We start from the raw sequence: 22313 nt of genomic DNA on the forward strand, positions 1-22313 counted from the left end.
CTTCGTCGTACACCTTCAGTCATGGGACTCTCCTGAAAAAGAACCTAGAAGGTGTAAACCTTATTCAGGACGGGTCAATAGCAATAAAAAAGCCCGGCTCTGGATGCAGATGCCGGGCTTTTTTTGCAGCTCTAACTGCCGGGGTTATCGCGTCTGTGGAGCAGGTTGTTGCTGGGTGATGCAGTGGATATTGCCGCCGCCGAGCAGGATTTCACGGCCGGGCACCATGACTACGCGGTGCTCTGGGAACACCCGGCCAAGAATGACTTTGGCCTCTTCATCTAGCGGATCATCAAAGCTGGGTGCAATGATGCCGCCGTTGACGATCAGGAAGTTCACGTATGAGCCTGCAAGGCGTGACTCGGGGTGACGATCTTGTGAGCCATCAGCCCAATCCACGCCAGCGCATTCTTCATCGGTTGCGTACATTGGCCCCGGAATTGGCATCTTGTGCACAACCAGTTTGCGGCCTTTGGCGTCCAGGGTGTTTTCCAACACCTGCATGGCTTTCTGGCAGCGAGGGTAATTGGGGTTTTTCTGATCATCGGTCCAGGCCAGCATGACTTCGCCGGGGCGCACATAGCAGCAAAAGTTGTCGACGTGGCCGTCGGTTTCATCGTTGTACAAGCCGTCCGGCAACCAGATGACCTTATCAATTGCCAGGTGTTGGCCGAGCAAGGCTTCAGTCTGTTCACGAGTCATGTGTGGGTTACGGTTAGGGTTGAGCAGGCACTCCTCTGTGGTGATCAGCGTGCCTTCGCCATCAACGTGAATCGAGCCGCCTTCAAGGACAAAACCTTCGGTGCGATAACGCGCGTAGCTTTCTATCTGCAGGATCTTGCTGGCGACCTGGTCGTCACGGTTCCATGGCGAGTACAAACCGCCGTCAAAGCCGCCCCACGCGTTGAACTGCCAGTCAACGCCGCGTACTTCGCCACTGTCGTTGATGACAAATGTCGGGCCGGTGTCGCGTACCCAGGCATCATCGGTGCTCATCTCAACAACGCGTATATTGCTGTGATCAAGTCGCGCGCAGGCATTCTCATATTGCTGTGCAGATACACAAACAGTCACCGGCTCAAACTCGGCAATCGCTTTGGCCACCGCAGTGAACGCGTGCTGTGCAGGTTTGCCGCCCAGGCGCCAGTTGTCCGGACGCTGCGGCCAGACCATCCAGGTTTTGCTGTGGGCTTCCCACTCGGCTGGCATGCGAAAACCATCTGCGCGAGGGGTACTGTTTAAGGTCGTCATCACAAACACCTGCATATAAACGTTAGAAACAGCCTCTGCTGACTCCTCGGAAGGCGCACAGCAGAGGGCACTGTGAATAATTTAAGACTCGAGTACACCATCGAGGGTTTTTAGTGGCCCGTACAAATTAGGGCGACGGTCACGGAATGAGCCCCAGGCGCTGCGCGTGTGTTCAAGTTTGTCGAGATCGAAGCTGTGTACCAGCACGCCTTCTTCGGTTTCGTTCAGTTCTTCAACTTTAGCGCCAAATTGATCGGCAATAAACGATGAACCGTAGAATGTAATCTCGGAGCCGTCTTGTTCTTCACGACCTATGCGGTTGCTGGCGACCAGCGGCATCAGGTTGGCACCAGCATGGCCTTGTTGCACGCGTTGCCAATGATCGCGGGAGCTGATGCTGGGGTCATGTGGCTCGCTGCCAATTGCTGTCGGGTAAAACAGAATTTCGGCACCAAGCAGAGCCATGCTGCGTGCGCATTCGGGGAACCATTGATCCCAGCAGATGCCCACACCGATCTTGGCGTAGCGAGTGTTCCACACTTTGAAGCCGGTATCGCCGGGGTTGAAGTAGTATTTCTCGTGATAGCCAGGGCCGTCTGGAATGTGGCTCTTGCGGTAGACACCCAGGTTGCTGCCGTCGGCATCGATAATCGCGATGCTGTTAAAGCGCGCTCGCCCAGCCAGTTCATAAAAACTGATAGGCAACACCACTTGCAGCTCTTTGGCTACCCGCTGGAAGTGTGCAATGGCGGCGTTGGCTTCAACGCTGGTCGCCAGTTGCAGGTAATCGGGATTTGGCTTCTGGCAGAAGTACGGGGTTTCAAACAGTTCCTGAATCAGGATGATCTGTGCGCCTTTGGCGGCGGCTTCACGCACCAGTTTCTCGGCAGTGGCGAGATTGGCTGCGCGATCCCACGAGCAAGCCATTTGCGTAGCGGCGACAGTAACGGTACGTGACATTGGACACCTCGTAAAAACGTTCGGCGCCCAGCTTCAGCCTTCGCATCGAGGTGGCTTGAAGCAGGGCGAGTTGGCCTTGAGTGAGTGCATTTATAGTCGATAAAAATCTGCTTTAAAAGAAAAATATTAATCTTGAGCGTGTTTTTATGTATTTTTAATCGATAAATATCGATATTTATATTGTAGGAATAGCAATGCAATGGACAGCCGTTTGGCTGTCACAAGGTTCTTTGGGCTGATTACAGGGCGGTGGGGCGTTTGGGCAGGCAGCTGGGCAGATACAGGCCCAGATATGCATCGAATACGCGCATGCCTTCTTCGGCAAGTCGTGGGCTGATGTGGCCATGCAATTGCACTGAGCGTGCATAGACACGGTCACCAAGCTCCATGGCCAGCGCGAACACATCAATATCATCGGGCAGGGCTGGCAGGGCAAAATGCTGTTCGAACAAGGCTTGCATCTGTTGGCCCAGCTCGATGTCATGTTGGCGGTCGGCGCGGGTAATCTCGCTTAAGCCATGCTGCGCGAGAATGAGTTGGCGAGCTGCAGCATCATTCGCGTAAATCGCCAGCATGCGTTGTTCGACTATGGCTGAAAGGTCACGCCAGCTGCGTAGCTGCTGATGATCAACAGGTTCCTGCAAACAGGCGCGAAAAGCGGCATGAATATCCGCCGTGAGTGCTTCAAGTAAAGCCGGAACGCTGGTGAAGAAGTGATAAACCGAGGACGGTGGGATTTGCGCACGCTCGGCAACGCTGTAGATCGATAGGCTGGCAGCGCCTTGTTCGGCAAGCAGTTCACGGGCAACCGCAAGAATCGCGGCGATGCGGGCTTGGCTGCTGGCGCGAGGTTTACGGACAGTTGTAGGGCGCGGCATGGTTTGCTCGGGTCAAAAACTTATTGGATGTTAACCCGCCGAGTCAGTAAGTGCAGTGCGACTCCCCAACTCGACGCTATTTATGCTTGCGCAGATTACAGAATAATCGGTTGGTCGGGCAGCTCATTCGGGTTGCTCACTTGCAGGTTCGCAAGGTATGGCCTCAGCAAGTCATGCACTTGATTGATCGCTTCGAGACTGCCTTGGCGCCACAAACCTTGGGCGTAGTGTTTGCACATCCGCGAGCAGATTGCATCCCACTGAGCTTGTTCCACATGGTGCGAGATACCGCGATCTGCGACGATTTCAACCCGATGCTCGGCCAGCAGCAGGTAAATCAAAATGCCGCTGTTGTGCTCGGTATCCCACACGCCTTGCTCGGCGAAAACCTGCTCGGCACGTGAGCGCGACGTTACCCCGGCCAATACATCAACAATGGACAGGCGTGCTTCAATAGCAAAGCGCACCTCGCCAATATGCTGTGCTTCACCTGTGCCAATGGCTTGGCTGATCTCGTCCAGCAAGGGTGCAGGAAAGCTGCGGCGTAGTTGAAACCAGCCTGAAAACAGATTGGTGAATATTCGTTTTATCACTGTCATCACCAACTACCCGACGAACCGCCGCCTCCGAAACTACCACCGCCGCCGCTAAAGCCGCCGCCCCCGCCGCCAAAACCACCACCGCCAAAGCCGCCGCTGCTGCTACCGCTGCGTCCAGAGCCGCTGCCAATGTTTATTACGCCAAGTGGTATGGCGAGAAAGACAGCGCCCATCACAGCGCCAACCAGCATTGCCAGCAATGAGCCTTGAGTGAAGAGAGCAAACAATGACATCAGTACAGCGCCCACGCACATGCGGGGGATCAAGCCGCGCCGGCCAATGATGGCCCCCACGATCATGCGCAGAAAGATTGCTGGAACTAAAAGAGTAAACAGGGAAATGGCAATTATGGCGCCAAGCCCACTGCCTTCGCTGCGTTGGGTTGGTGGTGGCAGGTCCTCGCCATCAATCAGCTTGGTCAGTGCATCAATACCTGCACTAATACCGCCGAAGAAGTCACCTTGCTTGAAGCGTGACTCAATGTACTCACGCTGGATGCGCGCCGCAGCCGCATCGGGCACCGCACCTTCAAGGCCGTATCCGACTTCGATGCGATCGCGTCGGTCATCCTTGGCAACCAGTAGCAACAAGCCGTCATCGGTGCCCTTGCGGCCAATTTTGTTGGCTTCGGCCACGGCCAAGGAGTAGCTCTCGATATCTTGTGGCGCGGTGGTCGATACGATCAGCACGACCAGTTGCGCGCCCTTGCGTTTCTCTAGCGCCACCAATTGCTGGTCGAGTTGATCGATCTGCTCAACGGTTAAGGTACCGGTCTGGTCGGTGACATGGCGTTTGAGCATTGGCACTTCGGCGGCATGGACCAAAACCGGGGCAATAAGTATCAGCGCCAGGAAGAGGCGCTGAATCCAGTGGCTAAATAACTGCATGTTATTGCGTGGCAGGTGCTGTGCTGTTGCCGAAGTCTACCGTTGGCGTCGTAGAGATTTCTTTCTCGTTTTCGACACTGAAATTCGGCTTAACCTCATAACTCAAAACCATCGCCGTTAAGTTGTTCGGGAAGGTGCGAATCAAGGTGTTGTATTGCTGAACCGCCTGGACGTAGCGGTTGCGCGCAACGGTGACGCGATTCTCTGTGCCTTCGAGCTGGGCCTGAAGATTCTGGAACAGGCCGTCGGCCTTTAACTCGGGGTAACGCTCACTGACCACCATCAAGCGTGACAGTGCGCTGGATAATTCGCCTTGAGCGGCTTGGAACTGCTGCAGCTTTTGTGGGTCGTTGAGCGAGTCAGTATTGATCTGCATGCTGCCAACCTTGGCGCGCGCATTGGTTACTTCGACGAATACTTTTTCCTCGTGCTGTGCGTAACCCTTCACGGTATTGACGAGATTAGGGACCAGGTCTGCACGGCGCTGGTATTGGTTGATAACTTCAGACCATGCAGCTTTGACGGCTTCGTCCTGACGTTGCATGTCGTTGTAGCCGCAACCCGTGAGCAGGGTCGTCAACAGCACGGTTAATAGTATGTGTGCAGCTTTCATCGGCGCTCCAGTTCATTCCATTGCGGAGAATTTATAGCCGTCAACAATAAGTGAGTCGGTGCGGTTGCGTCAATTTATTGCCATTACGCAGGCTCATTTCATGCTGATCTGCCGGGTAGCGTCTTAACATTAGTCGTTACCCGACAGGCTTCAAGTGAATGGAGTCGATTACTGCGCAGTAAACTCTTGCCAAACTTCGTCGCGCACTGCTTTTTGCTCCTCAGAAAGGGTTTTGAGTGTGTACAGGCGGCGCTTGATGTCGATATTAGGATACAGATCAGGCATCGCCTGCAATGAAGCATCCAGGAACTGTTTGGAGTCGCTGTTGGCGTTCGGATAAAGCGTTTCAGTGGTGATTTCGGCGGCTACTTCAGGCTGCATCAGGTAGTTGATGAAACGGTGCGCCAAGTCGGCGCGGCGGGCTGTACTTGGAATAACCAGGTTGTCGATAAACAGCACCGAGCCTTCTGACGGCACGATAAAGTCGATCGGCTGGCCTGCCTGCTTGGCTGCCAGTGCATCACCGACCCAAGCCATGGCCATGCATAGCTTGCCGTTATTGAGGTCGTCGATGTAGCGCTCGCTGTCGACATAGCGCAGGTTGGGGCGAATGCTTTTCAGTATCTCGCCTGCACGGCGAATGCGGCTGGGGGCGCTGCGCGAGAATTCGCGGCCTTGATAATTCAGTACCAAGGAGAGTGCTTCATCCGATGCATCCAGAACGCTGACGCCGCAACTGCTCAGACGGGCACTGTTCTGTGGGTCAAACAGGGCGCTCCAGCTGTCTGGGAGCGGGCCGCCGTAGGCTGCCTCTGCTTGGGGGGTATTTATTGCCAAGCCAACCGAACCCCACAGATAGGGAACCGCGTAGCGATTTTCAGGGTCGACCGCTGCCAGCTTGCTCAGCAGCTGTTTGTCGAGGTGCGTGCGATTGGGCAGCAGGCTCATGTCCAAGGGCAAGATGGCCTTGGTTTTGATCAATTCGGGAATGGTGTCGTTGGACGGCACGGCAACATCAATCGACTCGCCGCTGGCCATGATCTTGCTCAGCTCTTCCGCTGTGCTGAATGTGTGATATTCGACCTTGATACCAGTCTCTGCCTCGAAATCCTTGAGTACTTGCGGGGCAATATAGTCGTTCCAGTTGTAGACGCGAATCATCTCTTCAGCGTTGGCCGCGAGCGGGGCCAGTGCGAGTAAAAGTAGAGCGTACAAACGAGGCATAAGTCTGTTCCTGTAAACATAATCAACCGTACCAATAGCAACGGCTGGAAAGTGGGTACTTGGCAGGTCAAACGAAACTACTACGCAATTTATCGCTATGTTGAGACGCTACTCACAGCCTTCAACGGAACATGTTTTATCAGGCATGGGCATTGTGTGTTGAATATGCGGTTAATGCCGAGCGCACCTTCTTGTTATTTACGCCCTTGGCCCGAAACGCTTCTGTGTGCCGCACAAAAAGACGCCGGCTCAATGGCCGGCGTCGGGTGTTACCTGAGCTTATACAGTGTGTAAATACCAGTTGTATTCCAGATCTGAAATCGAATGTTCGAATTCAGCCAGCTCACTTTCCTTACAAGCGACGAAGATGTCGATGTATTCAGGGCTGATGTATTTGGCCATGATTTCACTGTCGTCCAACTCACGCAGGGCATCACGCAGGTTGTTCGGCAGGCTCTGCTCTAACTGCTCGTAGGAGTTGCCTTCAATCGGCTCGCCCGGATCAATCTTGTTAGTCAGACCATGGTGAATACCGGCCAGAATCGAGGCCATCATCAGGTACGGGTTGGCGTCAGCACCGGCAACACGTTGCTCGATACGTACAGAGTCTGGGCTGCCGGTTGGTACGCGGACCGCGACCGTGCGGTTATCCAGCCCCCAGCTCGGCGCGTTTGGCACATAAAACTGTGCACCAAAACGGCGGTACGAGTTGACGTTAGGGCAAAGGAAAGCCATTGACGCTGGCATGGTTTCCAAGATGCCGCCAATCGAGTGGCGCAACGCATCGTTTTCCAACGGATCTTCCGAGGTAAAGATGTTTTCGCCAGTCTTCTTGTCGAGCAAGGAAATATGCACGTGTAGACCATTGCCTGCCTGACCCGGATACGGCTTGGCCATGAAGGTCGAGTCCATTTCGTGGTCGTAGGCAATGTTCTTGATCAGGCGCTTAAGCAGCAACGCATAGTCGCAGGCCTTGATCGCGTCTTTGGTGTGGTGAAGGTTGACTTCGAACTGCGCCGGAGCACTTTCCTTGACGATAGCGTCTGCGGGCAAGTCTTGCTCTTTTGCAGCTTCGAGCATGTCTTGCAGGCAATCAACGTATTCGTCGAGGTCGTCGATCAGGTAAACCTGAGTCGAGTGCGGGCGTTTACCTGAAATAGGCGAGCGTGGCGGCTGCGGACGGCCGTTCACGTTCTCCTGGTCAATCAGGTAAAACTCCAATTCGAAAGCGGCGCAAATGGTCAGGCCTAGTTCGTCGAACTTCTGTACTACCTGTCGCAACACTTCTCGTGGATCGGCAAAGAATGGCTTGCCATCGAGTTCGTGCATGGTCATCAACAGTTGCGCGGTTGGGCGCTTCTGCCATGGCTCATTGCACAGCGTGTCGGGGATCGGGAAACAGATACGGTCCGCATCGCCAATATCCAGACCCAGACCGGTACTTTCTACCGTTGAGCCATTGATATCGAGTGCGAATAAAGAGGCGGGAAGGTTAATACCTTTCTCGTACACTTTATGAAGACTGGCGCGTTCGATGCGTTTGCCACGCACCACGCCATTCATATCTGCAATAAGAAGGTCGACGAACTGGACCTCAGGATGTTCCTTAAGGAACGCGTTCGCTTCATTAAGCTGAACGGCACGCGGGGGTACCGACATGATGCAACACCTTTCTTGTTAAAAATATCAATCATGCGAATGCACAGGTGTGAGTCAATCTTAAACACCAAGCGCTGTCAAGAGAGGCGTATTTTGCCCCAAAAAGGGGCTTGGTGGCCAATTTCAGGGCGTTTCGGGGCATTTCAGTGTTTGTGAAAGCCTCTGCCTGTGCGGTGCTCAGTGGCGTGTGTTTAATTTTTTACATGGCTATTGTGAAAAAAAATGAACAAGGCTAAGCTCGGCTCAAACCCACTAACAGCAATAAAACGGGTGTCCCATGTCACGCCTGCCGATAATCGGCGTTACCTCTGATACAAAACAGATTGGCCCTCATCCTTACCACGTTACCGGCGACAAATATGTTCGCGCAGTGGTTTTGGGTGCCGGTGGTCTGCCAGTGATTATTCCATCAATTGGCGAACTGCTGGATCAGCCTGCTCTGCTCGATAATCTGCACGGTTTACTGTTTACCGGCTCACCGTCAAATGTTGAACCTCATCATTATGGTGGCCCGGCCAGCGAGCCAGGCACTCTGCACGACCCTGCGCGTGACAGCACTACCTTGCCTCTATTGAAGGCCGCTATCGCGGCGGGTCTTCCGGTACTTGGTGTGTGTCGCGGTTTTCAGGAAATGAACGTAGTCTTCGGCGGTACGCTGCACCAGAAAGTGCACGAAGTTGAAGGCTTTATGGATCATCGCGAGCCTCAAGATGAACCGCTCGAGGTGCAATATGCACCTAGCCACGCGCTGCATGTGCAGCCCGGTGGCATTCTCGCTGGCATCGGCTTGCCAGCAGAATTTGAAGTCAATTCTATTCATGGCCAGGGCGTCCAGCGTCTGGCGCCGGGCCTTCGAGTTGAAGCGCTGGCGCCTGACGGGTTAGTCGAAGCTTTTTCTGTCGAAGGTGCTAAAAGCTTTGCTTTGGGGGTGCAATGGCACCCCGAATGGCAGGTACGATCTAATCCGAATTATCTCGCCATCTTCCAGGCCTTTGGTGAGGCTTGCAGGAAGAGGGCGGGGCAACGCTGAGGTCGACTTAATTAATAGTCGGCTCAACCAACCCTGAGGTCTCTATGAGTACCAAAATAGACCAGCTATCCAGCTGGCTGAAAGAACGCAAAATCACCGAAGTTGAGTGTCTGGTCAGCGATCTTACCGGCATTGCCCGGGGCAAGATTTCGCCAACCAGCAAGTTCATCGCGGAAAAAGGCATGCGTCTCCCAGAGAGTGTATTGCTGCAAACCGTGACGGGCGACTATGTCGAAGACGACATCTATTACGACTTGCTCGATCCGGCAGACATCGACATGGTCTGTCGTCCTGACGAAACCGCCGTATTCCTTGTGCCTTGGGCGATCGAGCCGACCGCGCAGGTGATTCACGACACCTACGACAAGCAAGGCAACCCGATTGAGTTGTCGCCGCGCAACATTCTCAAGAAAGTACTCAAGCTCTATTCCGATAAAGGCTGGCAGCCGATCATGGCGCCGGAAATGGAGTTTTACCTGACCAAGCGCAACGCTGACCCGGACTTCCCGCTGGAAGCCCCGCTCGGTCGTTCGGGCCGTCCGGAAACCGGGCGTCAGTCGTTCTCGATTGATGCGGCGAACGAATTCGACCCGCTGTTTGAAGATATGTATGACTGGTGTGAAATCCAAGGGCTGGATCTGGATACCTTGATTCACGAAGAAGGTCCGGCGCAGATGGAAATTAACTTCCGTCATGGCGAGCCACTGCACTTGGCGGATCAGGTGTTGGTGTTTAAACGCACCATGCGTGAAGCGGCGCTCAAGCACGATGTAACGGCTACCTTTATGGCTAAGCCGATTACTGATCAGCCAGGCAGCGCGATGCATGTGCACCAAAGCATCATCGACAAGGCGACTGGCAAGAACCTCTTCTCTAATGAAGACGGCACGATGAGTGAGTTGTTTCTGCACCACATTGGCGGTTTGCAGAAGTTGATTCCTGAACTGTTGCCGCTGTTTGCGCCGAACGTTAACTCGTTCCGCCGCTTCCTGCCGGATACCTCGGCGCCAGTAAACGTGGAGTGGGGCGAAGAGAACCGCACCGTTGGCCTGCGTGTGCCTGATGCTGATCCACAAAACCGTCGTGTGGAAAACCGTTTGGCTGGTGCTGACGCCAACCCGTATCTTGCGCTGGCAGCTAGTTTGTTATGCGGTTATATCGGTATGGTTGAAGGCATCGAGCCAAGTGCGCCAGTTGAGGGCCGTGGCTACGAGCGCCGTAACTTGCGCTTGCCACTGACTTTGGAAGCGGCATTGGAGCGTATGGAAAGCTGCAAGGTGGCCGAGGAGTATCTGGGCCGCAAGTTCATCAGCGGCTACGTCGCGGTAAAACGTGCCGAGCATGAGAACTACAAGCGGGTGATCAGCTCATGGGAGCGTGAATTCCTGCTGCTGTCTGTGTAATTGGACGCGTGCCGGGCATCAGTTGTCCGGCACGCGCTACATGCATTTTTTGAGGTGGATATGACTAACCAAGCGACTAACCCGAAAACCCGTGAATGGCAGGCAATGAGCCGCGAGCATCATCTCGCGCCGTTCAGCGACTTCAAGCAGCTGGCGGAAGTAGGGCCGCGCATTATCACCAATGCAGACGGCGTTTATCTGTGGGACAGCGAGGGAAATAAAATCCTCGATGCCATGGCGGGTCTGTGGTGTGTGGCAGTGGGCTATGGTCGTAAGGAGTTGGCCGAAGCTGCCTATAAACAGATGCAGGAATTGCCTTACTACAACATGTTCTTCATGACGGCGACGCCGCCAGCACTTGAGCTGGCCAAGGCGATTGCAGAGTTGGCCCCGGAAGGCATGAACCATGTGTTCTTTACCGGTTCAGGCTCCGAAGGCAATGACACCATGCTGCGTATGGTCCGCCATTACTGGGCGATCAAGGGCAAGCCAAACAAGAAAGTCATCATCAGCCGCCTCAACGGTTACCACGGTTCAACCGTGGCCGGGGCGAGTTTGGGTGGTATGACTTATATGCACGAACAAGGTGATTTGCCAATTCCAGGCATCGTCCATATTGCCCAGCCATACTGGTTCGCCGACGGCGGTGACATGACGCCCGATGAGTTCGGTATCTGGGCCGCTGAAGAGCTGGAAAAGAAAATTCTCGAAGTCGGTGCTGACAATGTCGGTGCCTTTATTGCTGAGCCAATTCAGGGCGCTGGCGGTGTGATCATTCCGCCGGATACATACTGGCCGAAAGTTCGTGAGATTCTCGCCAAGTACGAGATTCTGTTTGTTGCTGACGAAGTAATCTGTGGCTTCGGTCGCACCGGCGAGTGGTTCGGCAGCGACTATTTCGGCAACGCTCCGGACATGATGACTATCGCCAAGGGCCTGACCTCCGGGTACATCCCAATGGGTGGTCTGATTGTGCGCGATGAGATTGTTGAAGTGCTCAATCAAGGTGGTGATTTCAACCATGGCTTCACCTACTCTGGGCACCCGGTTGCGGCAGCCGTTGGTTTGGAGAACCTGCGTATTCTGCGCGAAGAGAAAATTGTTGAGCGGGTTAAAGAAGAAACGGCACCGTATTTGCAGAAACGTTTACGAGAGCTGGCTGACCATCCACTGGTAGGTGAAGTTCGCGGTGTTGGCATGCTCGGCGCTATTGAACTGGTGAAGAACAAAGCGACTCGTGAGCGTTATCCGAGTGATAAAGGTGTAGGCATGATTTGTCGTACACACTGTTTCAGCAATGGTTTGATCATGCGTGCCGTGGGCGACACCATGATTATTTCGCCACCGCTGGTTATCAGTAAGGCAGAGATCGATGAACTGGTTACCAAAGCGCGTCAATGTCTCGACCTGACGGCTGCGGAGGTACTGGGTTAAAGCATCCGAGTAATTAAACGCGCAACGGTAACAGTTGAGTGTTTAAAAAAGTCGATGAAATTGCCAGACTGCGCTAGTGCGTTGGCCAGGCTCGCCGGAAGGTGGTGCAAACAGGCTGCGCCATCTTCTGGAATAACTTATAAAACAACAGGAGCTTTACGCATGAAATTTTTCGGCAAAACCCTTCTCGCGTTGTCCTTGGCTGGTGCTGTAGTGGGAGCAGCACAGGCTGAGAATAAGGTTTTACACGTTTACAACTGGTCCGATTATATCGCTGAAGACACACTGGAAAATTTCCAGAAAGAAACCGGCATCAAAGTGGTTTATGACGTTTTTGACAGCAACGAAACGCTGGAAGCCAAGCTGCTTGCCGGTACTTCGGGTTATGACGTTGTTGTGCCGTCTAACCAGTTCCTGGCCAAGCAGATCAAGGCGGGTGTTTTCCAGAAGCTGGACAAGTCAAAACTGCCAAATTGGAAAAACCTCAACCCTGACTTGATGAAGTCACTTGAAGCAGCTGATCCAGGTAATCAGTACGCATTCCCGTACTTGTGGGGTACCACGGGCATTGGCTACAACCCAGAAAAAGTCAAAGCTGCACTGGGTGTCGATAAGATCGATTCGTGGGACATCATGTTCAAACCAGAGAACATGAATAAGCTGAAGTCTTGTGGCGTGGCCATGCTTGACGCGCCTGAGGAAGTTTATGCGGCTGCGCTGCATTACCTCGGTCTGAACCCAATCGCACAAAGTGTCGAAGACGTTAAAAAAGCGGAAGAACTGCTGCTCAAAGTTCGTCCAGACATCACGTATTTCCACTCGTCCAAGTACATCTCGGATCTGGCTAACGGCAACATCTGCGTGGCGCTGGGTTGGTCCGGTGACGTATTCCAGGCCGAGGCGCGTGCTGAAGAGGCCAAGAATGGCGTTCCAGTTAGTTATGTCATTCCTAAAGAAGGTGCAGCCGCATTCTTCGACATGATGGCTATTCCAGCTGACGCGAAGAATGCTGAAGAGGCTTATACCTTCCTCAACTATATCCTCGAGCCTGAAGTTATTGCGCCGATTTCTGATTATGTGGCCTATCCGAACGGCAACGCTGCTGCGACGCATCTGGTTTCGGAAGAAATCCGCAACAACCCAGGCATCTACCCAACCGAGGAAGCTTCGAAGAAGTTGTATACCTTCTCTGAGCTGTCTCCGAAGGTGCAGCGTGCCATGACCCGTAGCTGGACCAAGGTCAAGTCGGGCCGTTAAGCGTCGTTGATTTAAGACTGTAGCTCTGCATCAGGCGGAAAGCCTCCGTCTGATGCAGAAGTTGTAACCCGCTGGTGGTATCAAAAAATGGATACAGTTTTCCTAGCCTTAAGGAGCTTCTGAAAAAGGTAGCGAGCGACGGGAGTACAAGGCGAAAAGGTGCGAAAAAGCGACCGGGGTCGCGCTCGACTTTAGATGTCCTAAATGAGTATTTTGAGCAGCTTTTCAACACAGTAACCCCTAGCGCAGTAGTTTTTCAGAGGTTCCTTAGCTGTGCCCGGTCAACTGGAAAAGGAAGCTTGCATGTATTGTTCAATTCTTCTGTTCGCCACCAAGCGCGTTCAGTTTGAGGTCTCGCGATTCATGATTGGATCGCCAGAGAGCGCGGTGAAAACCGTGTTGTTCAGCCTGACAAGCAAAAGACCACTGAACAGAAGCGATCTTATCCGATACAGTGCCGGCCATTTTTTGGCCGCTCAATAAAATAAGAGGACATACGTGTGCGATTCTCAATAAGCAAAACTCTAACAGCCAGCTTACTAGCACTCGGCGTAGCGGCAGCAGCCCAAGCCGCTGAGTCGACCGTACACATCTATAACTGGAGTGATTATATCGGCGAGAACACCTTGGCTGATTTCCAGAAAGCCACTGGTATCAAGCCGGTGTACGACGTATTCGATTCCAACGAAACCCTTGAAGGCAAGCTGTTGTCTGGCAATACCGGCTATGACATCGTGGTGCCGTCCAACAATTTCCTGGGTAAACAAATTCGTGCTGGCGCCTTCCAGAAACTGGACCGTAGCCAACTCTCTAACTGGAAAAATCTAGACCCGCGCTTGATGAAGCAGCTAGAGGTCAATGATCCGGGCAATATGTATGCCGTGCCTTATCTGTGGGGCACCAACGGCATCGGCTATAACGTCGATAAAGTCAAAGAAGTACTTGGTGTCGACCATATTGATTCATGGGCGGTGCTGTTCGAGCCTGAGAACATGAAGAAGCTGACTGCTTGTGGCGTGTCCTTCCTTGACTCGGCGGATGAAATGATCCCGGCAGTTCTCAACTACATGGGCCTTGATCCAAACAGCAAGAACCCAGACGACTACAAGAAGGCTGAAGAGAAGCTTCTGGCAGTTCGTCCATACGTGACTTATTTCCACTCATCAAAATTTATCAGTGACCTGGCTAACGGCAATATCTGTGTGGCCGCGGGTTTCTCTGGCGACGTGCTGCAAGCTGCAGACCGTGCAGAAGAAGCAGGCAAAGGCATTGATATCGCTTACGCGATTCCCAAAGAAGGTGGCAACCTGTGGTTCGACATGATGGCAGTGCCAGCAGACTCGAAAAATGCCAAACAAGCGCACGCGTTCATGAATTACTTGCTGCAACCCGAAGTGATTGCCGGTGTAAGTGATTACGTGGGCTACGCCAACCCTAACCTTAAGTCCGCCAAGTTCATGGACGAGGAAGTCAGCACCAACCCATCGGTATACCCACCACAAGAGGTGCTGGATCGGTTGTATATCCAGCAGGAAATGCCTCGCAAGATCCAGCGTCTGATGACACGCAGCTGGACCAAGATTAAGTCTGGACAATAATTTAAAGCGGCCCGCTGCTAAGACAGCGGGCGCTATTTCGCGGGAGTTTTGGTAATGGCAGTTGCTTCTAGCACCTATAAAAAGGTCCTTGAGGGCAATCAGCAACCGAAAGAGGTGCTGGTTAAAATCGAACGTGTGACCAAGAAATTTGATGAAACGGTTGCCGTTGAAGATGTCTCTCTGACTATCAATAAAGGCGAGATTTTTGCCTTGCTAGGCGGTTCTGGCTCGGGCAAATCAACGCTACTACGCATGTTGGCAGGTTTTGAACGACCGACCGAGGGACGCATCTTCCTCGACGGTGAAGACATCACCGATATGCCGCCATACGAACGACCAATCAACATGATGTTTCAGTCTTACGCATTGTTCCCGCATATGACTGTGGCTGAAAACATCGCGTTCGGTCTTAAGCAAGACAAAATGCCAAAATCTGACATCGAGACACGTGTTGCCGAGATGCTCAAGCTGGTACACATGACCGAATATGCCAAGCGCAAGCCGCATCAGTTGTCGGGTGGCCAACGTCAGCGTGTGGCACTGGCACGTTCTCTGGCGAAAAGCCCGAAGCTGCTGTTGCTCGATGAGCCAATGGGCGCACTGGATAAAAAACTGCGTTCTGAGATGCAGCTGGAACTGGTTGAGATCATTGAGCGCGTAGGTGTGACCTGCGTAATGGTGACCCACGACCAGGAAGAGGCCATGACCATGGCCCAGCGCATTGCCATTATGCATCTGGGTTGGATTGCGCAGATCGGGAGCCCGATTGATATCTATGAAACACCGACCAGTCGCCTGGTTTGCGAGTTCATTGGTAACGTCAACCTGTTTGAAGGTCAGGTGGTTGAAGATGCTGAGGCGCACGCGCTGATCGACAGCCCAGACCTTGAACGCAATATTTTTGTCGGCCACGGTGTCAGTACCTCGGTACAAGACAAGAGCATCACCTACGCTATTCGCCCTGAAAAACTGCTGGTCACCACCGAACAGCCAGCATTCGAATACAACTGGTCGCGCGGTACTGTGCATGACATCGCCTACCTTGGCGGTCACTCGGTATTCCACGTGCAGTTGCCAAGTGGCAAGATCGTACAGTCCTTCGTTGCTAACGCTGAGCGACGTGGTGCACGACCTACTTGGGATGACCAAGTCTTCGTCTGGTGGGAGGACGATAGCGGGGTGGCATTGCGCTCATGAACATATCCCGAAGCATCAGTCGCCGGATGCCCAAAGGCCGGCATGTCGTAATTGGCATTCCGTTCATTTGGCTATTTCTGTTCTTCCTGCTGCCTTTCATCATCGTGATGAAAATCAGCTTTGCCGAAGCAGACGTCGCGATTCCGCCATACACCGAGATATACACCTGGGCTGAAGGTCAGCTGTCGATCATTCTCAATCTGGGTAACTACATCTTCCTCACCGAAGATGAACTCTATGTGGCAGCCTATCTGGGCTCGCTGAAGATGGCCTTTATCAGCACGTTGATCTGCCTGTTCATTGGCTATCCAATGGCTTACGCGATTGCCCGTGCCAACAAGGAAATGCAGACGGTTTACCTGCTGTTGGTGATGATGCCGACCTGGACTGCGATCCTGATCCGGGTTTACGCCTGGATGGGCATCCTCAGCAACAATGGTTTGCTCAATGGTTTCCTGATGTCGATTGGGGTTATCAGTGAGCCGTTACAGATTCTCAATACCAATTTTGCGGTGTACATCGGTATTGTTTATTCGTACTTGCCATTTATGATTCTGCCGTTGTTTGCCAACTTGGTTAAACATGACCATAGCCTGCTGGAAGCTGCCTCTGACCTCGGTTCAAGCACCTTTAACAGTTTCTGGAGAATCACTGTTCCGCTGTCTAAAAACGGCATCATTGCGGGCTGCATGTTGGTATTCATCCCAGCGGTAGGCGAGTTCGTTATTCCTGAGCTGTTGGGTGGCCCGGAAACCCTGATGATCGGTAAAGTGCTCTGGCAAGAGTTCTTCAACAACCGTGATTGGCCGGTTGCTTCGGCACTGGCGGTGGTGATGCTGGCGCTGTTGATCGTGCCAATTATCCTGTTCAACCGTAACCAAGCCAAAGAAATGGAGGGCAGGGCATGAATAAGCGCTTTAGTTTCTCCAGCATCATGCTCTGGGTCGGTTTCCTGTTTATCTACCTGCCGATGCTTATCTTGGTCATCTACTCGTTCAACGGTTCCCGTCTGGTGACCGTTTGGGGCGGCTGGTCGGTTAAGTGGTATGTCGGTTTGCTCGATAACACGCAGTTGATCAGTGCGGTCATGCGCTCGCTGGAAATCGCCTTCTACACTGCAATTGCTGCGGTAGTGCTGGGCACGATGGCTGCGTTTGTTCTGACCCGAGTGACACGCTTTAAAGGCCGCACCATGTTCGGTGGCTTGGTCACCGCGCCACTGGTAATGCCTGAGGTCATCACCGGTCTGTCGTTGTTGCTGTTGTTTGTGGCGATGGCGCAGATTTTAGGCTGGCCATCGGAGCGCGGCATCGTAACCATCTGGATCGCGCACACCACCTTCTGTACCGCCTATGTGGCAGTGGTGGTGTCGTCTCGTTTGCGTGAGCTGGACTTGTCGATCGAGGAAGCGGCGATGGACCTTGGCGCGCGCCCATTGAAGGTGTTCTTCTTGATCACCATTCCAATGATTGCGCCATCGTTAGCAGCCGGTGCAATGATGTCCTTTGCACTCTCGCTGGATGACCTGGTATTGGCGAGCTTCGTTTCTGGGCCGGGTTCAACGACCTTGCCGATGGAAGTGTTCTCGGCAGTACGTCTTGGGGTTAAGCCTGAGATCAACGCAATCGCCAGTTTGATCTTGCTCTCGGTATCGCTGGTGACCTTCCTGGTCTGGGCGCTGACTCGTCGTGCTGAAAACGCACGGAAGAAAGCTGTTCAACAAGCGATTGACGAAGGAACAAAATCGACTTGGAAGCAAGCTCCAACGAGTGCCAAAAGTTGATTGATAAACGGTGAATAAAAACGGGCCAATTAGGCCCGTTTTTTTATGCTTTAAATTTAAAGCTTTAACCGTTGTTGTCGATTAATAGTTATGCGCTGTGTAAGTGACATGGCTGATTAATACTATTGTACTGCTGACGAATCTTAAGCAAAGCTGCATAGTTAAATGGTCAGTAGTGGCCAAATAATGGCTGGCAGCTAAACTCCACTGGTCGCGCGGGTTTTATAGGTTTTAGCGGAAAGCTTGTACAGATTTGCGCGTATTAACGCTTGTGTCGATATAGCGATTTATGGATTAACCACTAAGTATTAATACATAAGCAGTGCATATGTATTTATGCCGTAAAGGGTGTGCAGTTCCTAATTGGATACAGGGCCGGTGAGGGTCATTTCATGTTTAATTCATTGCGTAAAACAGATCGCTTAGAACAAGAGCGCGCAACGATTGCATTGGCGGCGGTAAATGAGAAGTTAGTGGCCATCAGTCGTTCCATGGTGATGATAGAGTTTCGCCCTGACGGCATCATTCTCGATGCTAATCAGAACTTCTGTGTAGCCATGGGTTATAGCGTTGAGGAAATCCGCGGTAAGCATCACCGAATCTTTTGCGAGGAGTCTTATTACCGCAGCGAGGCATACGCCAAACTCTGGGCCGATCTGGCGCGGGGTGAAGCGATAAGCGATACCTTTATGCGGTTGGATAAGTCGGGGCGCGAGCTTTGGCTAGAAGCCAGCTACATGCCTGTTAAAGACGCAAATAATAACGTTGTGAGTGTGATCAAGATTGCTTCTGATGTGACCTCGCAGATATACCGCGAGCGCGAAGGCAAGAGCCTGATGGACGCGCTGAGTCGTTCAATGGCAGTTATTGAGTTCTCGCCGGATGGGCACATCCTAAATGCCAATGAAAACTTTCTGAGAACGACCCATTACTCACTTGATCAAGTGAAAGGCCAACACCATCGTATTTTTTGTGACCGCAGTGAAAGCGAGTCGATTGAATACAAGAATTTTTGGGCCTCGCTGAACCGTGGTGAATTCCATTCCGGGCGTTTTCAGCGCGTTGACAGCCGTGGCCAGCGGATCTTCCTTGAAGCCTCTTACAATCCGATCTTTGACGCCAAAGGCCGCTTGTACAAAGTGGTGAAATTTGCCAGCGACATCACTGAGCAAATGGTTGGCCAGCAAAGCGCGGCAGAGGCTGCCCATGCCACCTCGGTGCAAACTGATACCTGTGCGCAGAAAGGCTCCTCGGTCATTCAGCAAACGGTCAAGGTGATTGAAGATATCTCCAAGGACTTGAATGACGCGGCCAAAAGTATCGATGCAGTGAACAAGCAGTCTGAGTTGATCGGCAATATTGTGCAGACCATTCGCGGTATTGCTGACCAGACCAACCTGCTCGCGCTCAATGCCGCTATCGAGGCCGCTCGGGCTGGCGAGCATGGCCGTGGTTTTGCAGTTGTCGCCGATGAAGTCAGAAGCCTCGCTGCGCGAACTAGTAAGGCAACTCTTGAGATTGTCGAGGTGGTGCGCCAGAACCATGAACTATCGCTGAGTGCGGTGGAAAGCATGCGTTCGAGCCTAGGCCGGACCGGCCAAGGTGTTGAGCTGGCCAATGAGGCTGGCGAGGCAATTCTCGAAATCCAGCAAGGTTCACGGCATGTTGTGGATGCCATCAGTCAATTCAGCACCACGTTGCGGCTGCAGTAAGAAAGCAATCAAAGGCCGTGGCATCTATCGCCAGTATCGCAGCGAGAGATGCCGAGGTCTTGGTCTGATTAGTGCGCTTCTTCCAGTTCGTCGTGCAGCAAACCGAGGATCTGGCGTTTCATGCCGATGAATTGCTGATCCATAACCATATCGAGGTCTCGCGGGCGCTCTATTGGCACATCCAGCGTTTGCTTGATGCGACCTGGTCGTGCGCCCATCACATAAACGCGGTCACCCAGCAGAACGGCTTCGTCGATGTCATGGGTGACAAACACCACGGTCTTCTTGCTGTGTTCCCAAATGCGTAACAACAGTTTTTGCATTTGCATGCGGGTCTGGCTGTCGAGCGCGCCGAATGGCTCATCCATCAACAGAATTTGCGGGTCATTGGCCAGTGCGCGAGCAATGGCTACGCGCTGCATCATGCCGCCAGATAGCTGCTTGGGGTAGTTATCCGCAAAAGGTGTCAGACCAACCTCGTTGAGATAGAAATCCACCACCTCTTTACGCTCAGCACCAGGCATGCGTTTGCGCTTAAGCCCAAACTCAATATTCTGGCGCACGGTCAACCACGGGAATAGCGTATAGCTTTGGAACACCATGCCGCGGTCTGCACCGGGACCGTCAACACGTTGACCGCCTACGTATATTTCGCCATCGCTGGGCTCAGCAAGACCGGCAGTTAAATAAAGCAGACTGGATTTACCGCACCCGGAAGGGCCAACGATCACTGCGAACTGTTGGTCTGGAACTTCCAGTGAGACGTTATCCAGCGCAGTGAAAACGCCGCCCGATGGTGTGTCGTAACGCAGACTGACGTTGTTCACACGCAGTCGCGCTGGCAGTTCGTCAGGCTCTGTTGCAGATACCTGAATGTTGCGTCGCACCGCAGCTACTGCGCCCATGAGGCCACCTTTAAGCGTAAGAGTCGGAACAGTTGATCGGTCATCAAACCAAGCAGGCCGATGATCGCGATCGCCAGAAAAATCACGTCTACTTGAAAGCCGCGCATGGCTTTCAGGCTCATGTAGCCCAAGCCGCTAGAGGCCGCCACCAGCTCTGCAACCACCAGATACGTCCACGCCCAGCCCATGGTTACGCGCAAGGTGTCGAGTATTCCCGGTAGCGAGGCTGGCCCAAGCACATGCATTACTACGTCGCGACGACTGGAGCCAAGGGTGTAGCTGGCATTGATCAAGTCTTTGGATATGCCTTTTGACACGTCGGCAATCATCACCAACTGTTGAAAGAACACCCCAAAGATGATCACCGTGACACGCTGTTCGAGACCAATCCCAATCCACAAAATAAACAGCGGTACAAACGAGGTTACGGGCAAATAGCGGATGAAATTAACCAGCGGTTCAAGCAGTGCCTGAACGATACGAAAGCTGCCCATTAATAACCCCAATGGTACGGCGACCAATGAGGAAACAACGAAACCTATCACTACAACTTCAACACTGGCCAGCACGTGCTTGCTCAATGTGCCATCGGCGCTGAGGCGCATCGCGGCGTCGAGAACAGCGCCGGGTGTTGGTAAGAACATGGTTGGAACAACGCCGCCATAAGACAGAAGCGTCCATAAACCAAAGACCAGTACCCAGCAGACGATGCTGGCGGTCAGGGTGAGGGTTGCGGGAAGCTCAACTTTGGGAGTCAGGCACCGCTGCAGAGTAGATTTCTGAGTAGCCATACAGGCGTCTCCGGGGCATACGCAAGTGTCAGAAGGCCCGCCGCTGTCGCAACAACCGGCGGGCGGCGAGGCTATGGCTTGACGAAACGGGCATCGACCAGGTCGCTGTAGCTGACGTTGTACGGCTTGCCCTGAAGCTCGCTCCAGGTCTCATTGGCCATGTTGATGATGTCGGCAATGTCGCCCTTGGTCTCAGCTGTGCCGAGTAGCTTTTCACTCATGGCCTGGTCATAGAAACGCACGCCTTTAGCGGCTTCAGCGAGTTCTTTAGGGTCGGAGAGATAGCCTCCAACGCCCTTCGCCATAATTTTGTAGGCTTCAGCCGGGTGCTCTTTGGTGTACTCAACTGCCTTGTACAAACCGCTGACCAGCGCTTTGACGTCTTCAGGTTGCTTGTCGATGACATCGCAACTCAGTGCAACCACATCGACAATCACGCCTGGCGTCTGGCTGCTGTCGATCAAAACCTTGCCTTCACCTTTGGCGCGAACCAACGATAGATGCGGCTCCCAAGTCACGGCTGCGGGAATACGCCCGGCTATAAACGCGGTTGCGGCGTCGTCCGCGGTCATGTTCTGGATGTCCAGATCAGCCATTTTCATACCTTTTTGCTTGAGCAAATACGACAGCCAGAACTGTGAAACCGAGCCTTCGTTTACCGCGACTGACTTGCCCTTCAAGTCACTCAAGCTGGACACGTCGTTGCCGACGAGTACGCCATCACCGCCTGAGCTTTCGTCGAGAGCCGCAACCGCCTTGAAACAGAAATCCTTGGATCGATACTTGAGCACCTCATCGAGAGTCGAGGCTGAGCCAGATAACTGGCCAGATGCCTGCGCCGCCATATACATGGCGGCTTCCTCAATGGTGGTCAGCTCAACATCCAGGCCTTGATCCTTGAAGTAGCCAAGGTCGCGGGCCAAGTACAGGGTGCCGTAGCCGACCCAGGTGGTGTGCCCAATCGACAAGGTGCCGGCTTGAGCGGTTGTAGCTCCGGCTGCCAATGCAGCGCAGAGCAAAGTTGGGGTCAAACAATTGCGCAAGGACTTGTTCATGGAGCACTCCCACAGCCTGTCGGCTTGTTGTTGGTTTAGTGGCAGGGCTGGTCAGTGACCAATAAGCGTCCGTTGCG

19 protein-coding genes and 2 pseudogenes are annotated in these 22313 nt (G+C 53.2%); 10 read left to right on the top strand and 11 right to left on the bottom strand.

Annotation, left to right across the window (positions count from 1 at the left end; all coding sequences use genetic code 11):
• Positions 1-144: 144 nt before the first annotated feature.
• The 8 genes from aguA to ACN0UH_RS07445 all read right to left on the bottom strand — a co-directional run bounded on the left by aguA (position 145) and on the right by ACN0UH_RS07445 (position 8071).
• Positions 145-1251: an agmatine deiminase gene (gene aguA / locus ACN0UH_RS07410; protein WP_417661457.1), complete on the bottom strand. Its 1107-nt coding sequence runs from the start codon at positions 1249-1251 to the stop codon at positions 145-147.
• An 81-nt stretch (positions 1252-1332) separates the two neighbouring features.
• Positions 1333-2211: an N-carbamoylputrescine amidase gene (aguB, locus tag ACN0UH_RS07415; RefSeq protein ID WP_417661458.1), complete on the bottom strand. Its 879-nt coding sequence runs from the start codon at positions 2209-2211 to the stop codon at positions 1333-1335.
• Positions 2212-2450: 239 nt separating this feature from the next.
• Positions 2451-3089, bottom strand: coding sequence for a TetR/AcrR family transcriptional regulator (locus ACN0UH_RS07420; protein ID WP_417661459.1), 639 nt, complete (start codon positions 3087-3089; stop codon positions 2451-2453).
• A gap of 95 nt (positions 3090-3184) precedes the next feature.
• The gene (locus tag ACN0UH_RS07425; RefSeq protein WP_417661460.1) at positions 3185-3688 is read right to left on the bottom strand and encodes a TPM domain-containing protein; all 504 of its coding nucleotides are present in this window, start codon (positions 3686-3688) and stop codon (positions 3185-3187) included.
• On the bottom strand, positions 3688-4575 hold the full coding sequence (locus ACN0UH_RS07430; RefSeq protein WP_417661461.1) for a TPM domain-containing protein: 888 nt from the start codon (positions 4573-4575) through the stop codon (positions 3688-3690). The genes ACN0UH_RS07425 and ACN0UH_RS07430 overlap by 1 nt, the downstream gene beginning before the upstream one ends.
• Before the next feature lies 1 nt (position 4576).
• Positions 4577-5188 carry a LemA family protein gene (locus ACN0UH_RS07435; RefSeq protein WP_417661462.1) on the bottom strand — a complete coding sequence of 204 codons (612 nt, stop codon included), beginning with the start codon at positions 5186-5188 and terminating at the stop codon, positions 4577-4579.
• A 168-nt stretch (positions 5189-5356) separates the two neighbouring features.
• Positions 5357-6412 (bottom strand): polyamine ABC transporter substrate-binding protein, encoded by a 1056-nt coding sequence (locus ACN0UH_RS07440; RefSeq protein ID WP_417661463.1) that lies wholly within the window; start codon positions 6410-6412, stop codon positions 5357-5359.
• Between the two features lie 279 nt (positions 6413-6691).
• Positions 6692-8071: a glutamine synthetase family protein gene (locus ACN0UH_RS07445; protein ID WP_417661464.1), complete on the bottom strand. Its 1380-nt coding sequence runs from the start codon at positions 8069-8071 to the stop codon at positions 6692-6694.
• Between the two features lie 277 nt (positions 8072-8348).
• On the opposite strand from ACN0UH_RS07445, the gene ACN0UH_RS07450 reads away from it, so the two are divergent.
• The 10 genes and pseudogenes from ACN0UH_RS07450 to ACN0UH_RS07495 form a co-directional block, all read left to right on the top strand.
• Positions 8349-9101, top strand: a complete 753-nt coding sequence (locus tag ACN0UH_RS07450) for a gamma-glutamyl-gamma-aminobutyrate hydrolase family protein (protein WP_087515163.1) — start codon at positions 8349-8351, stop codon at positions 9099-9101.
• Between the two features lie 44 nt (positions 9102-9145).
• The gene (locus tag ACN0UH_RS07455; protein ID WP_417661465.1) at positions 9146-10504 is read left to right on the top strand and encodes a glutamine synthetase family protein; all 1359 of its coding nucleotides are present in this window, start codon (positions 9146-9148) and stop codon (positions 10502-10504) included.
• 60 nt (positions 10505-10564) lie between these two features.
• A complete protein-coding gene (locus ACN0UH_RS07460; RefSeq protein WP_417661466.1) occupies positions 10565-11938 on the top strand; it encodes an aspartate aminotransferase family protein in 1374 nt (457 codons plus the stop codon).
• A gap of 162 nt (positions 11939-12100) precedes the next feature.
• Positions 12101-13195, top strand: coding sequence for a polyamine ABC transporter substrate-binding protein (locus ACN0UH_RS07465; RefSeq protein ID WP_417661467.1), 1095 nt, complete (start codon positions 12101-12103; stop codon positions 13193-13195).
• A gap of 512 nt (positions 13196-13707) precedes the next feature.
• Positions 13708-14793, top strand: a complete 1086-nt coding sequence (locus tag ACN0UH_RS07470; RefSeq protein WP_417661679.1) for a polyamine ABC transporter substrate-binding protein — start codon at positions 13708-13710, stop codon at positions 14791-14793.
• A gap of 54 nt (positions 14794-14847) precedes the next feature.
• The gene (gene potA / locus ACN0UH_RS07475; protein ID WP_417661468.1) at positions 14848-15990 is read left to right on the top strand and encodes a polyamine ABC transporter ATP-binding protein; all 1143 of its coding nucleotides are present in this window, start codon (positions 14848-14850) and stop codon (positions 15988-15990) included.
• Between the two features lie 26 nt (positions 15991-16016).
• A complete protein-coding gene (locus tag ACN0UH_RS07480; protein ID WP_417661680.1) occupies positions 16017-16898 on the top strand; it encodes an ABC transporter permease subunit in 882 nt (293 codons plus the stop codon).
• Entirely contained in the window at positions 16895-17773 is an 879-nt protein-coding gene (locus ACN0UH_RS07485) for an ABC transporter permease subunit (protein ID WP_417661469.1), read from the top strand. The genes ACN0UH_RS07480 and ACN0UH_RS07485 overlap by 4 nt, the downstream gene beginning before the upstream one ends.
• Positions 17774-18165: 392 nt before the next feature.
• A pseudogene (locus ACN0UH_RS07490) lies at positions 18166-18933 on the top strand (PAS domain-containing protein); the annotation flags it as partial.
• Between the two features lie 120 nt (positions 18934-19053).
• Positions 19054-19485, top strand: a pseudogene (locus tag ACN0UH_RS07495) (methyl-accepting chemotaxis protein); the annotation flags it as partial.
• 68 nt (positions 19486-19553) lie between these two features.
• Here ACN0UH_RS07495 and ACN0UH_RS07500 read toward each other — a convergent pair.
• The 3 genes from ACN0UH_RS07500 to ACN0UH_RS07510 form a co-directional block, all read right to left on the bottom strand.
• Complete coding sequence (locus tag ACN0UH_RS07500) at positions 19554-20390, bottom strand: ABC transporter ATP-binding protein (RefSeq protein ID WP_417661470.1); 837 nt, start codon at positions 20388-20390, stop codon at positions 19554-19556.
• A complete protein-coding gene (locus ACN0UH_RS07505; protein WP_417661471.1) occupies positions 20378-21181 on the bottom strand; it encodes an ABC transporter permease in 804 nt (267 codons plus the stop codon). The genes ACN0UH_RS07500 and ACN0UH_RS07505 overlap by 13 nt, the downstream gene beginning before the upstream one ends.
• Before the next feature lie 71 nt (positions 21182-21252).
• Complete coding sequence (locus ACN0UH_RS07510; protein ID WP_417661472.1) at positions 21253-22236, bottom strand: ABC transporter substrate-binding protein; 984 nt, start codon at positions 22234-22236, stop codon at positions 21253-21255.
• Positions 22237-22313: the final 77 nt, after the last annotated feature.

Origin of the sequence: Pseudomonas sp., assembly GCF_048265905.1 — a bacterium.
In the GTDB taxonomy this organism is placed as follows: Bacteria; Pseudomonadota; Gammaproteobacteria; order Pseudomonadales; family Pseudomonadaceae; genus Aquipseudomonas.